Origin of the sequence: Aporhodopirellula rubra, from assembly GCF_014192335.1 — a bacterium.
GTDB lineage: Bacteria > Planctomycetota > Planctomycetia > Pirellulales > Pirellulaceae > Rhodopirellula > Rhodopirellula rubra.
Map to the genome: position 1 here is coordinate 46,870 of NZ_JACHXU010000026.1, position 16,036 is coordinate 62,905.

The window sequence follows — 16,036 nt, forward strand, 5'->3', positions numbered from 1 at the left end:
AATGTTCGATCCGTGAATTGTCTTGCCGCTGACACCATCGTCTGCGGTCTCCGCCCGACCTTGGGCTGGAACTGCACAGTTATTTTCGCTGTACAAGCTCAATCAAATTTCTGTACGGCGATCAGTGTGAATTGACTGCTCGCGTGATGGTCGCTCGTTTCACTAGCGGGTCCGTTTCGCTATTGGATGGAGCTGAAATCTCGCCGATGACACGATTCGTACGAGTCGAAACCGTGCGAGTTGGAACTACGGATGCCCAGTCGATCGGTGTTGCCATTTCGATCCGGTTGGCTTCCTGAATAACATCTTCAATCATTGCCGCTGGTGTCGCTTGCTCCATGACGACTTCGTGGCTCGAGGGAGCCAGTTCGATAACTTGGCTCGTCGAAGCGGAGTGGTCTGGGGTTGGAGCGAGGATGGGCTCCGCTGGGGCAACCGCATCAGGGATATCGCTCGGTGACGGTTGGACGTCATTGAACTGCATTTCGATCGATCCAGGAACAATCGTCTCACCGGGACCAACGTGTGGAATTTCCATTGGCTGCAAGTTGGATTCAATCGGCGTCGCGTCGTCGAAGTGTATCGAGCTTCCGCAACCGCATGACTCGGTCGGTTGACCGCAAGTGGTGCATCCGCCGACATTGCCGGTGCAAGGAGCACAACCTGGGTTGCAGGCCGGTTCACCACACGAGAACAGTGCTGGGTTTACTCGGCTGTTTCGGAGCAAGCGTCCGCAACCGCACGATTCAGCAGCGGCAACACCGAGTGGGTAACCTTGGAACCAAGCCGCTGCACATTGATCACGCAAACCGAGACCGCAGCCTCCGTTAGGAGCGAACAAAGGAGGACATCCGTCGCCACCGAGACATGTGTCGACAAAGCCGGCAATGAACCCGGTTCGGATGTCTTTCACATTACAATGTTTGGCGTAACATTTCGAATATTTTGATGCCCAAATCGATCGGGCACGGATACGTGCCTGGAATTCAGAGATCGCTTCGCACTGAATATTTTCGTAAGGCGATACTGCGGCGCAGAAAGCGTTTCCGTAGTAGGAACATCCTGACGTCGTCGCCGTGACTACCACGGCAAGCGAAGTGCAGAGGAACAGTCCCCAGACGCAATTGCTTCCAGACTTCCGCGGCCCAATCGGCTGCTGTGGTCGTTTCATTTGCTCTTCCTTAAGTAAGGCTGATGGGCCCGAGTCGTATCACCGGTGCAATCGAATGGTTCGAACCATTGACTGCTAGTGATGTCAGAGCAGAACTCCAACTGCTCCGTGAAATGTAAGTCGAAGAGAGAGAGCAGAACGCCCAAAAGAACTGGCTGCTGAGTATGTCTCTTCCCTCGACGACGACGCTGATGTTCGATCCACGTCATGCGGGTGGATGTACACTTACATCGTCGTCCATGGGTTAGATCGACCTGCCGGGGGATGAACTCGGGGAAGATATGCCGAGCCGGATTAAGCGGTAGAAGCGAGAATGTCCTGCTGGTGGGATAACTCGTCGCTGTTGAGGAAGTTCACGCAACCGGCAAAGTCGGTCGGCGTAATTAGCCCGCGAGTCGTTCAGAAATTTGATCGGCGGCGCGACGCAGATCGGCGTCACCATCAAAGGATGCTTCCATTTTGCGAATCGCATGCAAAACCGTCGAGTGATCTCGGCCACCGAACGCGTCACCGATATTCGTGAGACTCGAATCGGTCAACTTACGTGCTAACCACATGGCCAGCGAACGGGCGCGAACTATATTCTGTCGGCGTGATCCGCTTCGCATCTCTGATGATTTCACGCCCAACTGACGTGCGACCGCAGAGGTGATGGATTTGATCGAAACCGTTTCAACCTCGCCGTTTTCACCCGCGACGGATTGAAACGCCTCGGGGCAAACGGACGATTCATTCATTCGGCACCACATTGCCACCTGTTTCACGCCCGCTTCGAGTTCACGTACGGTGACGCAAGATTGCAATCCGCCGTCGAGCAATGCCCAGGTATCGGGATCGGCATCGGGTAAATGCGCGAGCATCAACTCTCGGAGAATTGCCTTGCGGGTTTCGCCTTCGGGTGGACGCAGTTCAACGGTGAGCCCCGGTAACGTCCTGCTGACCAGAGGCGGACGCAAACCGCGAATTTCCGACGGCAGCCGGCGGCACGTCACAATCGTGATTCTGCCCGCTGCGTCGCGTGCCTCCAGACGGGCGGCGAGCTCTTCTTGGGCGGGAGTTTTGTCCGCGATGAGGTGAAGATCGTCGATGACCCAAACACAGGCTTCGTCGAGCTTCTTACGCATCCGAGGCATGTCTTTGGAATCGATCGACGATGCGAATTCGCGAGCGAAATCGACCGCTGGTTGATACAGGACCCGCGTGGACAGCACTTTGCTGGTGACACCGGACGTGGACGAACGCCCACCTGTGCTGAACTCGTCGGAACGCGAGTCGTCTGTATTTCGCGTGGACGGTTCGTTCGCTTCGGTGAGACTATCCCACACCGAATCGATGCCGATTCTTTGCGCGAGATGCAATGCGAGAGCAGTTTTGCCCACACCCGATGGCCCCACCAACAGAAGCGGGCGAGCGATCTCAAGAAGCGGGGAGACCGACTGATCGCAGACATATCCCGCTAAGCGGTTCTCCAGCCCGTAATAGAATAACGGCGTGACAGCCCGCACGACCGGAGGTTCCCGGCGACGTCGGCGCAGCGTCGGACGCTCAAGGGCGAACGACGAAACGGCGGGAGGGGAGGCAGCGACCACGGGGGTTCAGCAATGGGCGTCGTCCAGGTTCGATGACTTCGAGCCCGGCAAGGTATGGAATTTCGCGGCCGGTGCCCCAGCGGGGACCGTGACGCGACGACGGGTTGCGACATTCTATTCAACAATAGAACGAAAAGCCAACTTTCCCACTTAGTTTTCCACATGTGCAAAACGGCTTCCCGCCTGCAGTTTTCGGGAAATTACCTCAACCGCACGAGCAATTTCTTCCTCCGTGGAAAACTTTGACACGCCAAACCGGAGCGCTGAGTCGAGAGCCTCTTTTTCCACACCCATCGCCGTTAAAACATGGCTAGGGGGGCTGCTTCCGCTGCTGCACGCCGAACCGCTGCTGCACGCCACGCCTGCCATGTCGAGAGCCATCAGAACGGTTTGGCGATTAGTCCCGGGGAGGGACAGGCATGTCGTCGAGGGGAGTCGTTGGGCGGATCGCCCATGAATCAAGAGGGACGGGTGGCGTTCCAACAGCCCGTTTTCGAGTTCGTCCCGCAGTCGGGCCATTTTGGCAACTGAGGCTTCCCGTTCCTCAACGGCGAGGGCTGTTGCTTCGGCGGCCGCGACGACCAAGGCAACCGGTTCGGTACCCGGGCGAGTACCGAGCTGTTGTTCTCCACCGAAAATTACGGGGCGAACGGAAACTCCCGGTGCGAGCCACAGAAAACCGACGCCCGCCGGTCCGTGGTATTTGTGAGGGGTGAATGTCACGCTCGAAACACCCCAGTCGCTGAAATTGATGGGGAGCTTACCGATCGACTGAGTCGCGTCGACGTGCAGGACAACGTCATTTTTGCGGCAAATTGCTGACGCTTCCGCGATCGGCTGAATCACACCGGTCTCGTTGTTTGCCGACATTATCGACACTAACTTTGCCGGTTTTCCTAATCGAATGGTCTCGGCGATCAAATATTCGAGATGATCCAACCGGATCGTGCCACTTGAGTCGACATCGATCTGCAAAACCAAGTGTCCCCTTCGTTCCATCATTCCCGCCGCCGCAAGAACGCTGGGATGTTCGATCGAACTCACTAGGATTGTGCCATCTTCGGGGCCGAGACCCGCGATGGCGAGATTGTTCGCCTCGGTGCCGCCGCTGGTGACGATCAGCCGCGCCGCATCGACTCGGGTCAAGTCGCTTCCGAGGCATTGGCCGATCCGGTCCAGGGCGTTCTCAAGGGCAGCCCGGGCCCGGCGTCCGAATTGGTGTTGGCTCGAAGCATTGTTGGGGCCCGATTCCCAGGCTTTTGCCAAAACGGCGGCGACCCGAGCGTCGAGGGAGGTGGTGGCGTTGTTGTCGAGGTAAATCATGTTTGTTCGCCCGCGTTGGGCACAGAGATGTTCTTATCTTCGTTCGCTTCAGCCGCCAAGGCATCCGCCAGGTCGTCGTGGCCCGCCGCACGCATGTCGCGAATCAGAGAGGTGTATTCTTCGCTCAGATAGCTCGAAATGGTGGACCGGAGGGTGGGGACGCTTTCGATTCGACGTGCCATTTCCAACAGCCGAGGCATCAGGATATAGAGTTCTCGATCGGCTAGTTTCGCGACTGCCGGCCATAGTACATTGGCCAATTTCGGATGTTGCTGACTCCATTTTCGCCAAACCGCACTCCCATCGGCCCGGAGACGCAGTTGGCTCATCAGTAGAGCCGCGTCCGCATCGTTGCGTTCGTCCAACCCTCGGCGTATCGAGACCAAATGCCAGATCTTCGGATTACCGGTGGGTGGCGAGATCCATTTCTTCTGCGCGAACATGAGTGCCGTCGCTGGGGTCGTCGTCGCACGTTGAATCGGCGTGATTTGCCAATGAATCAGAGGGATTTCGTAGAACGAAAACGTACGCGATCGGAAATGGGTTGGCGAAAATTCTTCCCCCTGGACGTACCCCATCGTGCGAATGACGACAACGAGCAGCCCCCCGAGGACCACCGCTGCGATGAGTGAAATCCAAATCTGTGAACCACTGAACCTAGGGCGTCGACTCGGCGTGGACTGTGAGGCGGTACTCTGCGGGTTGGATGTCGGCAGGGAATCAGACGGAGACAATGGGCGAACCCTGGGAGAGAACGGTGCGAAAAGCAGGGTTTTATTCTAACCGGTCTGGTGATCGATCAACCACTTGTCCATGATGCCGCTGCGCATGAGCTAACGAATTTCCTTCATTAGATTCACAATGACTCCTTATTGTGCCCCTTGGCAACGAGCGACCACGCCTGGAAGAGAATTGAATTCTCCGTGGCATCGGCGTCCGTTATCGCTTCAGGAGGCGGTCGAAGCGGTCGGGAAAAAGGGCAGTCAGTCCGGTGTTATCCCAAAATCGCTAGGGATCGACGCTGATTGCACGCAAGTGGAACAGGCGTCTGGCAGCGCGGCCGATTCCGACGGCAAATCGGCCCCTTTGGATCCGGCGATCGCCCGCAGTCGGGTCGAAGCACTCCTGCTGATCGCGAAATCGCCCCTGAATTACCGGAAAATCGCGTCTTTGGCGGGACTCGAGGATGCCACGCAGGCTCGCACGCTTGTGGGCGAGTTGAACGAACTCTACGATTCGCTCGGCCGTGGTTTTCGGATCGAACAACTCGCCGGCGGCAGTCGCATGGTGACGCGGTCTGTCGTCGCACCATGGTTGAGAAGACTCGGCGTTTTAGCTCCAGCGATCCGTTTGAGTTGGCCGATGATGGAAACGCTCGCGGTCGTGGCCTACCGGCAAGACGTTACGCGAGCAGATGTTGAGAGCGTTCGAGGCGTCGCCTGTGGTGAAATCCTGCGACAGCTGATGCAGTTGGATTTGGTCCGAATCAGTGGACGCAGCGAAGATCTTGGCCGACCCTACCTTTACGGAACCACCAAACGTTTCTTAAAAATCTGCGGATTGGCTTCCATAAACGCCTTGCCAGCGATTGACTCACGGGGATTCTGTGATGATGTTTCTGGTTCCCAAGACGTCGCAGACGTTCGCGGCGATTCTGAATTTTCCACCTCTCATGAATCGGCGGACCCCGCCGCTTCCCAAGTCCCCAAGGAGTCCGACGTGAGTCTCGCTGTGACCGACGCTCTCGCCACCGATTCGGTGTTGTCCACTTTCACGACCGGCATCAATGATGTCTCCGATGAGTCGATGGATGGTACGGGCACTGCCATGCCAACCGCCGACGCACTGGGCGACGGTGCCACCGTCGCTGTGATCGAAGATGAAGAAGACGACCTCTTCGAAAAAGGTCTGGATGATGACGACGACGATGAAGACTACGTCGACGACGATGATGATTGGGATGACGACGACGAAGACGACGAGGATGATGAAGACGAAGACGACGATGAGCTCGACTCCGACGACGACGTCGATGACAGTTGGGAAGAAGTCGACGACGACGAAGCAGATGAAGATTGGGACGACGAAGACGATGATGATGATGACGACTGGGATGAGGACGACGACGAGGATGAAGACGAAGACGACGTTTGATCGTCTCGATTCATCGTGTCCTAGGTAGCGTCTCTTTCCTTAGGGCGTCTTCCGATCAACGAGTCTCCGTTATTGCAGGCTCGTTAACTTGCCCCAGGTCGTGACTCATTCTTAGAGTCATCAAAAAACGCCATCTCTCTGATAAAACATCAAAGAGATGGCGATCGAACTCGGTTATTGGTAACCGGTATTTTCTACGCACATGTGCCGATGGCACACGTTATTGTTGCACGCGGCGACGTTACCTTGTCGCTCTCCCCGGAATCAGCTGTTGCCGACGTCGGCGTCCTCTTCTTCTGATTCGACGGCTTCTTCGTCCAGCGGTGCAGCGTACCCGCCAGCTGCAAGAACTTTCTGTTTGATTTCGTCCCGGATGTCCGGGTTTTCGATCAAGAAGTTACGTGCTTTCTCTTTGCCTTGGCCGAGATAGGTGTCTCCGTATTTGAACCAAGAGCCGCTTCGATTGACAACTTTGTGTTCGGTTCCGAGGTCGAGCAAATCGCCCTCGAAGCTGATTCCACAACTGTGCATCATGTCAAATTCGGCGATGCGGAACGGCGGTGCGACCTTGTTCTTAACGATCTTCGCCTTAACGCGTTGACCGACTTGCTCTTCGCCGTCTTTGAGTGCCCCGATTCGACGAACGTCAATACGGCAAGAGCAGTAGAACTTCAACGCCCGACCACCCGGGGTGGTTTCGGGACTGCCGAACATCACGCCGACCTTCTCGCGGATCTGGTTGATGAAGACGACCGCAGATTTGCTCTTGGCGATCGCCCCGGTCAATTTCCGCATCGACTGACTCATCAAACGAGCCTGCAAGCCGACATGGCTATCGCCGATCTCGCCTTCCAATTCCGCTTTAGGGACGAGTGCGGCAACAGAGTCAACGATGATCACGTCGACCGCATTACTCTTGACCAACATTTCGCAGATTTGCATCGCTTCTTCACCGCTGCTCGGTTGACTGACGAGCAGGCTGTCCAGCTCCACACCGAGTTTCTTTGCCCAACTGGGGTCAAACGCGTGTTCCGCGTCGATGATTGCGGCGATCCCGCCCATTTTCTGGGCTTCAGCACCGATGTGGAGCGCGAGTGTCGTTTTACCGCTTGATTCAGGGCCGAACACTTCAATGATCCGACCACGCGGAATTCCCTGCCCGCCGAGGGCCATATCCAGGCTCAAGGACCCGGTCGGAATGCCGTCGATGGTCAGTTTGTGTGACGCTCCGAGCGGCATGATTGCGCCTTCGCCGAACGTCTTGTCGATCTGCTGGAGCGTTGTCTTCAGACCCGGTTCCTTCTCCAAGATGCGTTTCATACCCGGATCGAGTTTGACGCTCTTGGATGCTGCTGCCGTCGCCATGCGTGGTTGCTTAGCCATATCCCTGAAATCCTTGTTTTATCTTTCCCTGTCCAAACGCGACGACGAGACAAACACGTCGTGTACTGAACAACACCGTACGAAGAAGCCGGATGATGGTATCGCTAAAAAATTGAGCGGACAATGAATTTTGTTTGGGAAACCTTGATTTCGGCAAGGAAATCCATGCAAAACACTGAATTTGTCAGACAGTTTTTCAACAATGACTCTTGGTCACCGGGCGAGCCTCGTTGGCTCACGAAAGAAGTATCGCCGCTTCGGTTGACACGTTTGGTCACCCCGGTGGCAAGAGATTGCGAATAAGGCTCCAACGGCCATCAATTGGACCAGTGCGAAACAACCCGGATGGATTTGGCGGAGCGTTTCCATCGCTTCACGCAGCCAAACAGGTTCGGCATCACGCTGCGCAATGACCCGTTCGGTGAGTGAGACCGTCTTCTGCGGGATCGCTGACCAAGTGGAGACATGTTGCCATCCAGACGACGTCCGACGCCACCCCTGTGGCAGCACCGCTCGCGGTTGACTCCCAAATGACGGCGCGGAGTTGGCCGATGCAAAGGGCTTCCGAGGCAACGTGTTGTCGTCCGAATTCATGTTCAGATTCGCGTCAGCGAAAGTCGTTTCCGCGAGATTTGAAGCCATGGTCGTGGAAGAGGCTCCGTTGACCGGTGAGATTCCAGAACGCTCCGGTAGTCCCTTTTTCGAAACGGCTGAACCGGCTTGGACCACCAGCAGGACCAAACCGATCCCCAACGTCACCCGCAACCGCCGCAGCATCCACGTGCCCGGTTGCTCCCACGGAGAAGGTGGAAGATGACGCGTTTCGAAAATTGAGGCTGACAGAATTCGCATTCTGATAACGAATCGCAATCAACGCACCAAAGTCGTCAGTGTTTCGGATTTGATGACGACAAGTGTTTGCCTCGCAATGACTTAGAGTCCCGTCGCGTCAGCACTACGTTGGGACTCGGTGAATCGCGGGAACCTCGGATGTTGTCCAAACGCAACATGAGTCGCGTTTGCGAATCAACGTTTTTTGTCACCTTGAAGCGAAGCCGAATTCGCTATCGATGAAGGCGAATCCCTGGGGCCTCTGCGCCCCACTATTGGGGTTGCTGCATTCCCGCTTGTGTAACCCGCGCCGTCGTTGCGATCGTCAGTGTTGAGTGGCTGTTGTGCTGGCATCGCTGACTTCTCGAAACTCGCGTCCGTTCGCCCTGAGATTTCTGTTCTAAGTTTCGTTGACCGCCCTCTGTGGATCGCGTGTCGTCCAATCCGCTTGTCCGTCCTTGAGTCATGAGTTCTATGAGTACTGTCGCAGCAAAAACTAGTTTGGAAGAAGTTTTTCACACCGACGTTCTGCCGGCCCTGCCCCATTCCGCAATCAGTTTGTTGCAGTTGTCCCAACGTGAAGATGTTGGGCCCAACGATTTCGCACGTCCAATCGAAGCGGATCCGGGACTGATGGGGCAGGTGTTGCGTTTCGTCAACTCATCCTATTTCGGTTTCAGCCGTGAAATCATGAGCGTGCCTCAGGCGATCACGCTCGTCGGCTCTCGTGCGATCACCAACTTTGCGTTGTGGAACGCGGTCTTTAGCGTCATCCCGAACCCAACCTTCGGACCGTTTGACCTGAAGTCGCTTTGGCAGGACTCGTTGCGTCGGGCGATCTTCGCTCGCATAGCGGGGCGGACGCTCAAATTGGCCGAGGCCGAAGACTTGTTCGCCGGCGCGTTGTTGCAAGATATGGCGGTCCCGTTGTTGCTCAAAGAACTCCCAGAACAATACGAACCGTTGGTCGAGAAACGTGCCTCCGAAGGTTTGCGATTGAGCGGTCTGGAACAGGAAATGTTCGGTTGGGATCACGCCGAGGCTGCTGCTCTGCTGGCGAAACGTTGGAACTTGCCCGAAGAGTTCGTAACCTTGATCGCTCAGCACACGCAAATGGAAGACTTGCTTGGTAAAGGCGATTTGTCTCGCGGACCGGCCTGCGTGGCGTTGGCTTCGCTGTTGCCGTCGTGCCAAGACGCCGAATGGCACGAAAAATCCGATTTCCTCTCTGCTTTCAAACGCTTGCTTGATCCGTCCGACGACGTTCTGCAAGCCATTTTGACGGAAGTGGACGAACAGACCGCGGAATTCGCACCGTTGCTGAAACTGCCTGTTCCTGAGCGAACATTGGCCGATTTCTCGAAAACGGAATAAGCCAGTCGGACCACAGATCTGAGCATTGCAAGCACCTGTGGAACTTTGTGGCTTTTCAGTCCGGGTGTTAGAAGAGAGAATGCGGGGCCTAGGCGGTTTTTAACTTCGTACCTCTCAATGCAACACTCGGCCTCGAGCCGAATACAGGAAACACAGTGCTTTCTCTCTCTGATTCCGGTCGTCAAACCGTCAACGACCTCGCCGCTCGCTACGGCGTCTCACCTGACGGTGTCACGCACATGTTGATCGCCGTTCACAACGGAAACGGTTCCATGGCTCAATTTAACCACCCTGATTTCGGCGGCTCCGGCCAATGGATGCAGGGTGGAATGACCATGGTCAGCGATCTCTTCAACTACCAATTGAAGAACTTGGTCAACAACCTGTGCAGCGAACTCGCGACGGTTTTGGCCAACAATCAAAATGGCACGTTCTCCGGTTCGTTCCAGTCGCAGAGCCAAAACGGCGTCGATTCCCAGGCACAAACGGCTGGCCACAGCGGTGGCCAAAACAGTTTGTTTGTTCCCGATCCGTCGGCACAGTGGTGGCCCTCGCACCTCGGAACTCCCAGTGCAACGGGCAACCAAAACCAAACCAAGTATGCCTATTTCGCCGACTCGCATCGGCTCGCGGTGACTACCGGCGGACCGGCTTGGGTCTACGACACCCTCGATCATCAAATCGGAGGTTTTGGACAACAACAAGGCGGCGGCGCGTCGATCACTTTCACGAGTCAGTACGGCACAGTCAATCTCGCCGCGTTACCCGTGGTTTGGAAAGATGGCAGTCCGGTAACACCGGTGGCACCTGCGAACGCCCCGTCAATGAGTGTCGACGCACCCGTGCAACCCGAGCCATGGCCACAGGCCAATGCCGCATCTCCATCGACTGACGCCCCAACGTCAAACCACGCCGGCGATGTGATCGATCGGCTCGAGCGATTGGCTCAATTGAAAGAGAAAGGCGTTCTCACCGATGAGGAATTCAGCGATGCCAAACGAGCGTTGTTAACTCAGATCGGCAGCGGCGTCTAACGCGATGTGCCAGCCAGCATCACCTGGTTTTCGGGATGTCGGCGGGACGCAGTCCGGTGCTCAAACTCTCGACCTGCGATGACACTAGTTCAAATGGTTTCAGTCGCAGAGTCATGCTGATGATGGCGAGATTCGCGACCGGGCGTCCTGATAAATCGGTTTGCTGGAATCTCGCCGGGCGACCTGGAATGCCTTCGATCGTCACGAGATCTTTGGCCACGGTGTATCCACAACGATCCGCCGTCGCCTCCGAAAGTCCCCGGTCGGTGCGGCTTCGAAACACGATGCCACCGGACGCTTCGACTTCGAATGCGGGGCTCGAGTCTCTTGAATTCGTTGAAAATCGAGACTGCTGAGCCTCTGATGCCGGATCGAGCGCCAATCGAATTTGATCGCAATCGAGAGTCAGTTCATCCTGCGAAAGCAGATTCATGTCCGCTGCGTTGAAGCGGGTGTTGAAGTCCTCGACGATTTTCCGGCCGATTCGAATCCCACGTTGAAACGTGAGCGATCGTCCGACCAGATCACCACGCATGCCATCTTGGAAAATCAGATGCACGCCTGTGATAAAGGTCTCGCTAGGTTCGTTGTTACCGCCAGTGGGTTGTCGTTCAAACACGCCGCGTTGGTCTTCGATCATCCCCTCGAAGTAAACCGATGCGTTGTCGCTGTTGCGTGCACTGTTGCGATCTTGCGCTGTTGGTTTTTTATCGGCGTCAGACTTTTGGGCTGCGGTGCGGATCCATCCCCGATACGATCCCGGCCCCGGAGCGTATACCTCTCCAGCCATTGGTGAAGAAATTTTTCGTTGCGAACCCATCGCGTACGTCGTAGGCGCGGCAGTCACCGTCTCCGGTTCAGGTCCTGGTACCCAGGTGAGTTCGGATACCATCATTTCGTGTCGGGATGATCGGATGCCGTCGGCGGCGAAGCGATCAACGTGAATCTCAACAGGATTGCGCGACGTTTGCTTGAGTGAAATCTGTGCTAGCCGGGTAGCCTGGAATGTCGCTGGCGTACGCAAATCAACGGGAGTTTCGAGTAGGAATGAAAGTTCGTCTCCCTGCATCGTTAGGTCGCTCGGTTCTCGGCCTTGGGCGATCGCAGCCTCGAGTAGTACGCCGCCACTGAGGGTTGCAACGCGTCCGTCAAATGTCATCGAACCACCAAACCGCCCACGGGGACTCTTTGTCCATCGCATGACCTTGGACGGATCGCCACCGATTTCATTTCCACCGAGAGCCGGAAGGAATGCCGTCGGGACAACAAACTCGCCCGCCGAGGGAATCCAGATGTAGTTGTCATCGGGACGCACCTGAATTTCGGGGCCGATGAAATATCCGTCGCCGAGTTCTAACCGTGCGGGAACCTGGGATTGGCTTCCCAACTGCAAGACGTCGCCGCCGCCGTCGCCGTCGCGCAGACGAAGGTGATCGCCTGTCATCACGGCGAGCATCGTCTGAGTAGAACCAACGGTACCCGAGTTACCAAATGTGCCGCCGGACGCTTTTTGCCGGAGCGTTAACGAGTGAGTCACCTCGACGTTTCCGACCACACTCAGGTCCGTCGCGGCTAGTTCGCCGCCTCCGAAGGTGAGTTTCGCGGTCACCTGGTTGCCGCGAATCGTGGCCGGCGGCTTGGCAGGTTTCTCGCGATCGTTTGCGACTCGGCCTGATGCCGTCGATGTGTCCCCTTTCGGCTGACTCACCCACTGGCGTAGAGAGGATCCTTCGTTGGGTCGCGTGGTTGGCGAACCGGGAGTCGTGTCTTGCTCGAAGAACAGATTCATTTGCGGCGTGCTGGCCTGCAACGTGCTCGAATTCACTCGCACGTTCCCGATAGCAGAAAAACGATCCGGGAACCAACGCTGATCGAGCGAATCGGCCTTCGAACTTGGGGGACCCTCGTGAGGAATCGGTTTTAACACGCCTTCAATGCGATCGGTTTGAAACGTGCCGCCATCGGCCAGTAGCGACCGAATGTCTCCGTCGCACCACACGCCGAATCGAACGTTCATCGAATCCGGTGTAGCAACATCCAATGGAGAGACTCGCAGGCTGTCACGCCACGAGAACGACTTGAAGACGGATTCGGCCGATTGGTAATCCATCCGTCCTTTCCCATCGACTTCGACCGTGCCCAATTGTTTGGGATGCTTCGGGTCGAATCGGTAGACGATGCGAGACAAGGTCGCTTGCATGTCACCTCGCCGAAGCTGCACGAAATCGGTCAAACGCGGGTCGATATTCGCCGCCGGAGGCATCGCACCGACCGGCAATGGCCCCGCAATGAGCCAACCTTCCAAAGGGTCAAACAACACTTGTCCGGCGGTGAGGTCAAATTCTTGCGAACTCACCGTCAATCGAACCGGCCGTCCCGTCGCTTCGATGCGATCGATCCAATCGACGGCGGTGGTTCGAACACGATCAGAATTGAGCGGGTCACGCAGCGTCAAACGCAGTGTGTCACATGCGAATTGGTCGAATTGGTTTGCATCCCCACTGGCGGTCGCCGTTCCCTCGGTCGCATGATGGACCAATCGGACGTTACGATTGAGGAGCAGTTGATCCATCGCGAAATCGTATTCAATTCGTCCGTCACAGTGGACTTGAACAACACCACGGTCTTCTTGGTCATCGGGTGATTGAGGATCATTGGGTTTCCCGAGCGGTAGCGTTAGCTCTCGCAGGTAAATCAACTCCATGCGATCGAGCGATCGAGCGAGGTTCGTTTTAGACGTGGCCGATCCGGTGGACGCGGCCAAGTGCAGCGTTAAGTCGCGACCGACCATGACCGCACGACCGACGTGCATCTCAATCGCTTCGGTAGTCCAGATTTTCCGACGATCGATACCAACATTCGCGGTTCGAATGTCGAGCGTTTGGTCTTCGCTGACACCGCTCGCGTTTGATCGGACCTGATATGCTGAATTGAGTGGGGACTCATCATTGAGGCCGACGGGGGCGTCGACTTGGTTGGGGGCGACCCGTTGAATGTGAACCTCGCCCAGCAACTGTCCGCGTTGTATCGTTGGGGCGACGCCGCTCATGACATCAAGCGCGGCACTGAATTCAATTACGGCACCTTCGGCAGCCTCAATCAAAATCGGTTCACGCGAATCGTCTGCTGATAATCCACGACCGATGACCATGGTGATGGGCCACAACCGCCATTTTTTGCCGCCGTCTCCATCGTCTTTGTTCTGTTCCCAATTTTGAAACAGCAGCATGCCGTCTTGGGTTTTGAGCCGGATCGCACGACCACGCTGCCACGCGTCCTCGGGATAGAGATCAGCGAGTGATGCGTCGTTGTCGCTGAGCGGGCGAACTGCGATCGGCGCGTGCTCGATCTCGGGCGGCGTGAGCCACTTCGCAGCGGTTAGCTGATAACCGCCCATCGCAACGAGCACGAAGCTCAGTCCGATGAAGTAGTCGCGAACCGAGCCGGGCATTAGTCCTCTTTCGTGAGATGTTCGTTCCAACGATCGCCGCCACGCAACAACCGTTCGATCAGTTCACGCACAACACCTTGGCCGCCATGGGCACGCATCGTCCAATGGGCGAACTCTCTCGCATCGGTCGCCGCGTCATCGGGTGCTGCAGCCAAGGCCACACGGCGCATCACGCATAGGTCCGGCAAGTCGTCGCCGACGTAGCAAACTTGTTCGGCGGTGACGCCCATCGTTGCCATCATCTTTTGGGCTGCGGCCCACTTATCGCTGACGCCCTGGCTGAGATGTTCCACGCCGAGTTCTTTAGCGCGATGAGCAACCAGCGGACTTTTCCTCGCGGTGATGATGCCGAAATGGAACCCGCTCCGCATCCACAACTTGATACCTAACCCATCGCGAACGTTGAACGATTTGGTTTCGCGGCAGGTCTCGTCCGGTTCAGCGGTGTATGTGATCCGCCCGTCCGTGAGCACACCATCGACATCGGTCAAGATGCATTTGATCTCGGCGGCAATCTCGACATCGCTGCGCAAGCGACTTTCAATGGAAACGTGCGACGTCACGATGTTTGTTTTCCGTTGGTGGAAGGAACCATCGGGATGACCGATGAGTTGGTGTCCTGGGTGGCAATGTCACCGGCTGCGATTAAGTCCGTAATATCGATCATTCCGAGCGGGCGTCCGTGTTCGTCAATGACGGGCAATTCGCTGATATGACGCTGCGACAAAATCGCGACCGCGCCGCCGAGCGAGGTGCCACTCGGGATGCTGATCGGCGTCCGAGTCATGACTTCTTCGATCGGCCGATCGAGGCTGTTTTCTTGACGACGTTGCAGTAGTTTGACGAGGTCGCTGTCGGTGAAAATTCCGGTCAGCTTTTGATTCGCATCGACCAACATCACCGCACCGCTACGCCGTTCCGGAGAGCTTGCCGCGATCGCGTCACGAACGGCCAAAGTGTCTTGGGAGATTCGGCATTCGTGCAGCCCTCGCATGACGTCATCGACGCTCGAGAGTTTTCGTCCGAGGGCGCCGCCGGGATGGAACTTTGCAAAGTCCTGCGGGCCGAAGCCACGGATTTGCGATGCGAGCATGGCGATCGCGTCCCCGATAGCGAGCATGACGGAGGTGCTCGACGTCGGTGCCAAACCGTTCGGGCAGGCTTCGCGGTGACGCCCCATCGGCACGACGAGGTTGGACATTTCGGCCAACGGGTTGGCGTCGTCGGCGGTGATCGCGATCAGACAATCCGCTTGTGTTTTCAGAAATTCACACACACGGACGACTTCTTCGCTGCGTCCCGAATTCGAGAACGCAATGACGATGTCGTTCTTCTGGACTCGGCCCAAATCGCCGTGAATCGCCTCACTCGGATGCAAAAAATGGGATGGAGAACCCGTGCTCGCGAGGGTGGCGACGATTTTTTGTGCGATCCAGCCCGCCTTGCCAACGCCGGTTAAAACGACCGATCCGGAGCACTCTGCGACGCGGGTCGCCGCCTCGACGGCAGCCGTGGACGCGACGGAGGCTGCGGCGCGAATCGCGTCGGATTCGGCAAACATCGTGTCTCGAACGATTCGCACCCGCTCGACCTGTGAAAGGGCACCGGAGGCAAAATGCGAGTCGGGAGTGCGATTGAGGGCGAAATTGCCGTCCTCACGCGACGCGATAGGTTGAGGAGACACGGGCAGCATCCATGCAAAACGTGCGTATTCGGCTTCGCTGGC

The 16,036-nt window shown here is 56.7% G+C and carries 12 protein-coding genes; 3 read left to right on the top strand and 9 right to left on the bottom strand.

Annotation, left to right across the window (positions count from 1 at the left end; genetic code table 11):
- Positions 1–121 precede the first annotated feature (121 nt).
- From FHS27_RS25765 to FHS27_RS25780, 4 genes are all read right to left on the bottom strand, one after another.
- On the bottom strand, positions 122–1,171 hold the full coding sequence (locus FHS27_RS25765) for a hypothetical protein (RefSeq protein WP_246420946.1): 1,050 nt from the start codon (positions 1,169–1,171) through the stop codon (positions 122–124).
- Positions 1,172–1,554: 383 nt separating this feature from the next.
- Positions 1,555–2,760, bottom strand: a complete 1,206-nt coding sequence (locus FHS27_RS25770; RefSeq protein ID WP_184308489.1) for a helix-turn-helix domain-containing protein — start codon at positions 2,758–2,760, stop codon at positions 1,555–1,557.
- Between the two features lie 150 nt (positions 2,761–2,910).
- Positions 2,911–4,083: a cysteine desulfurase family protein gene (locus tag FHS27_RS25775; RefSeq protein WP_184308491.1), complete on the bottom strand. Its 1,173-nt coding sequence runs from the start codon at positions 4,081–4,083 to the stop codon at positions 2,911–2,913.
- Positions 4,080–4,817: a hypothetical protein gene (locus FHS27_RS25780; protein ID WP_246420948.1), complete on the bottom strand. Its 738-nt coding sequence runs from the start codon at positions 4,815–4,817 to the stop codon at positions 4,080–4,082. Before FHS27_RS25780 ends, FHS27_RS25775 begins: the two co-directional genes overlap by 4 nt.
- 127 nt (positions 4,818–4,944) lie before the next feature.
- Here FHS27_RS25780 and scpB point away from each other — a divergent pair, with 127 nt between their 5' ends.
- Positions 4,945–6,237, top strand: coding sequence for an SMC-Scp complex subunit ScpB (gene scpB, locus FHS27_RS25785; RefSeq protein ID WP_184308493.1), 1,293 nt, complete (start codon positions 4,945–4,947; stop codon positions 6,235–6,237).
- 264 nt (positions 6,238–6,501) lie between these two features.
- Here scpB and recA read toward each other — a convergent pair whose 3' ends face one another.
- Together recA and FHS27_RS25795 are read right to left on the bottom strand one after the other, a co-directional pair.
- Entirely contained in the window at positions 6,502–7,620 is a 1,119-nt protein-coding gene (gene recA, locus FHS27_RS25790; protein ID WP_184308495.1) for a recombinase RecA, read from the bottom strand.
- Between the two features lie 213 nt (positions 7,621–7,833).
- Positions 7,834–8,472, bottom strand: coding sequence for a hypothetical protein (locus tag FHS27_RS25795; protein WP_184308497.1), 639 nt, complete (start codon positions 8,470–8,472; stop codon positions 7,834–7,836).
- A gap of 453 nt (positions 8,473–8,925) precedes the next feature.
- Between FHS27_RS25795 and FHS27_RS25800 the strand changes: the two genes are divergently transcribed.
- Positions 8,926–9,825, top strand: coding sequence for an HDOD domain-containing protein (locus FHS27_RS25800; protein WP_246420949.1), 900 nt, complete (start codon positions 8,926–8,928; stop codon positions 9,823–9,825).
- Positions 9,826–9,980: 155 nt separating this feature from the next.
- Positions 9,981–10,859, top strand: a complete 879-nt coding sequence (locus FHS27_RS25805) for an SHOCT domain-containing protein (protein ID WP_184308501.1) — start codon at positions 9,981–9,983, stop codon at positions 10,857–10,859.
- A gap of 19 nt (positions 10,860–10,878) precedes the next feature.
- On the opposite strand, the gene FHS27_RS25810 is transcribed toward FHS27_RS25805, so the two are convergent.
- Genes FHS27_RS25810 through FHS27_RS25820 form a run of 3 tightly spaced genes read right to left on the bottom strand, consistent with a single transcriptional unit; the run spans position 10,879 to position 16,003 of the window.
- A complete protein-coding gene (locus FHS27_RS25810) occupies positions 10,879–14,310 on the bottom strand; it encodes a hypothetical protein (protein WP_184308503.1) in 3,432 nt (1,143 codons plus the stop codon).
- Positions 14,310–14,873: a KdsC family phosphatase gene (locus tag FHS27_RS25815; RefSeq protein ID WP_009094505.1), complete on the bottom strand. Its 564-nt coding sequence runs from the start codon at positions 14,871–14,873 to the stop codon at positions 14,310–14,312. Before FHS27_RS25815 ends, FHS27_RS25810 begins: the two co-directional genes overlap by 1 nt.
- Positions 14,870–16,003: a KpsF/GutQ family sugar-phosphate isomerase gene (locus tag FHS27_RS25820; protein ID WP_184308505.1), complete on the bottom strand. Its 1,134-nt coding sequence runs from the start codon at positions 16,001–16,003 to the stop codon at positions 14,870–14,872. Before FHS27_RS25820 ends, FHS27_RS25815 begins: the two co-directional genes overlap by 4 nt.
- Between the last annotated feature and the right edge of the window lie 33 nt (positions 16,004–16,036).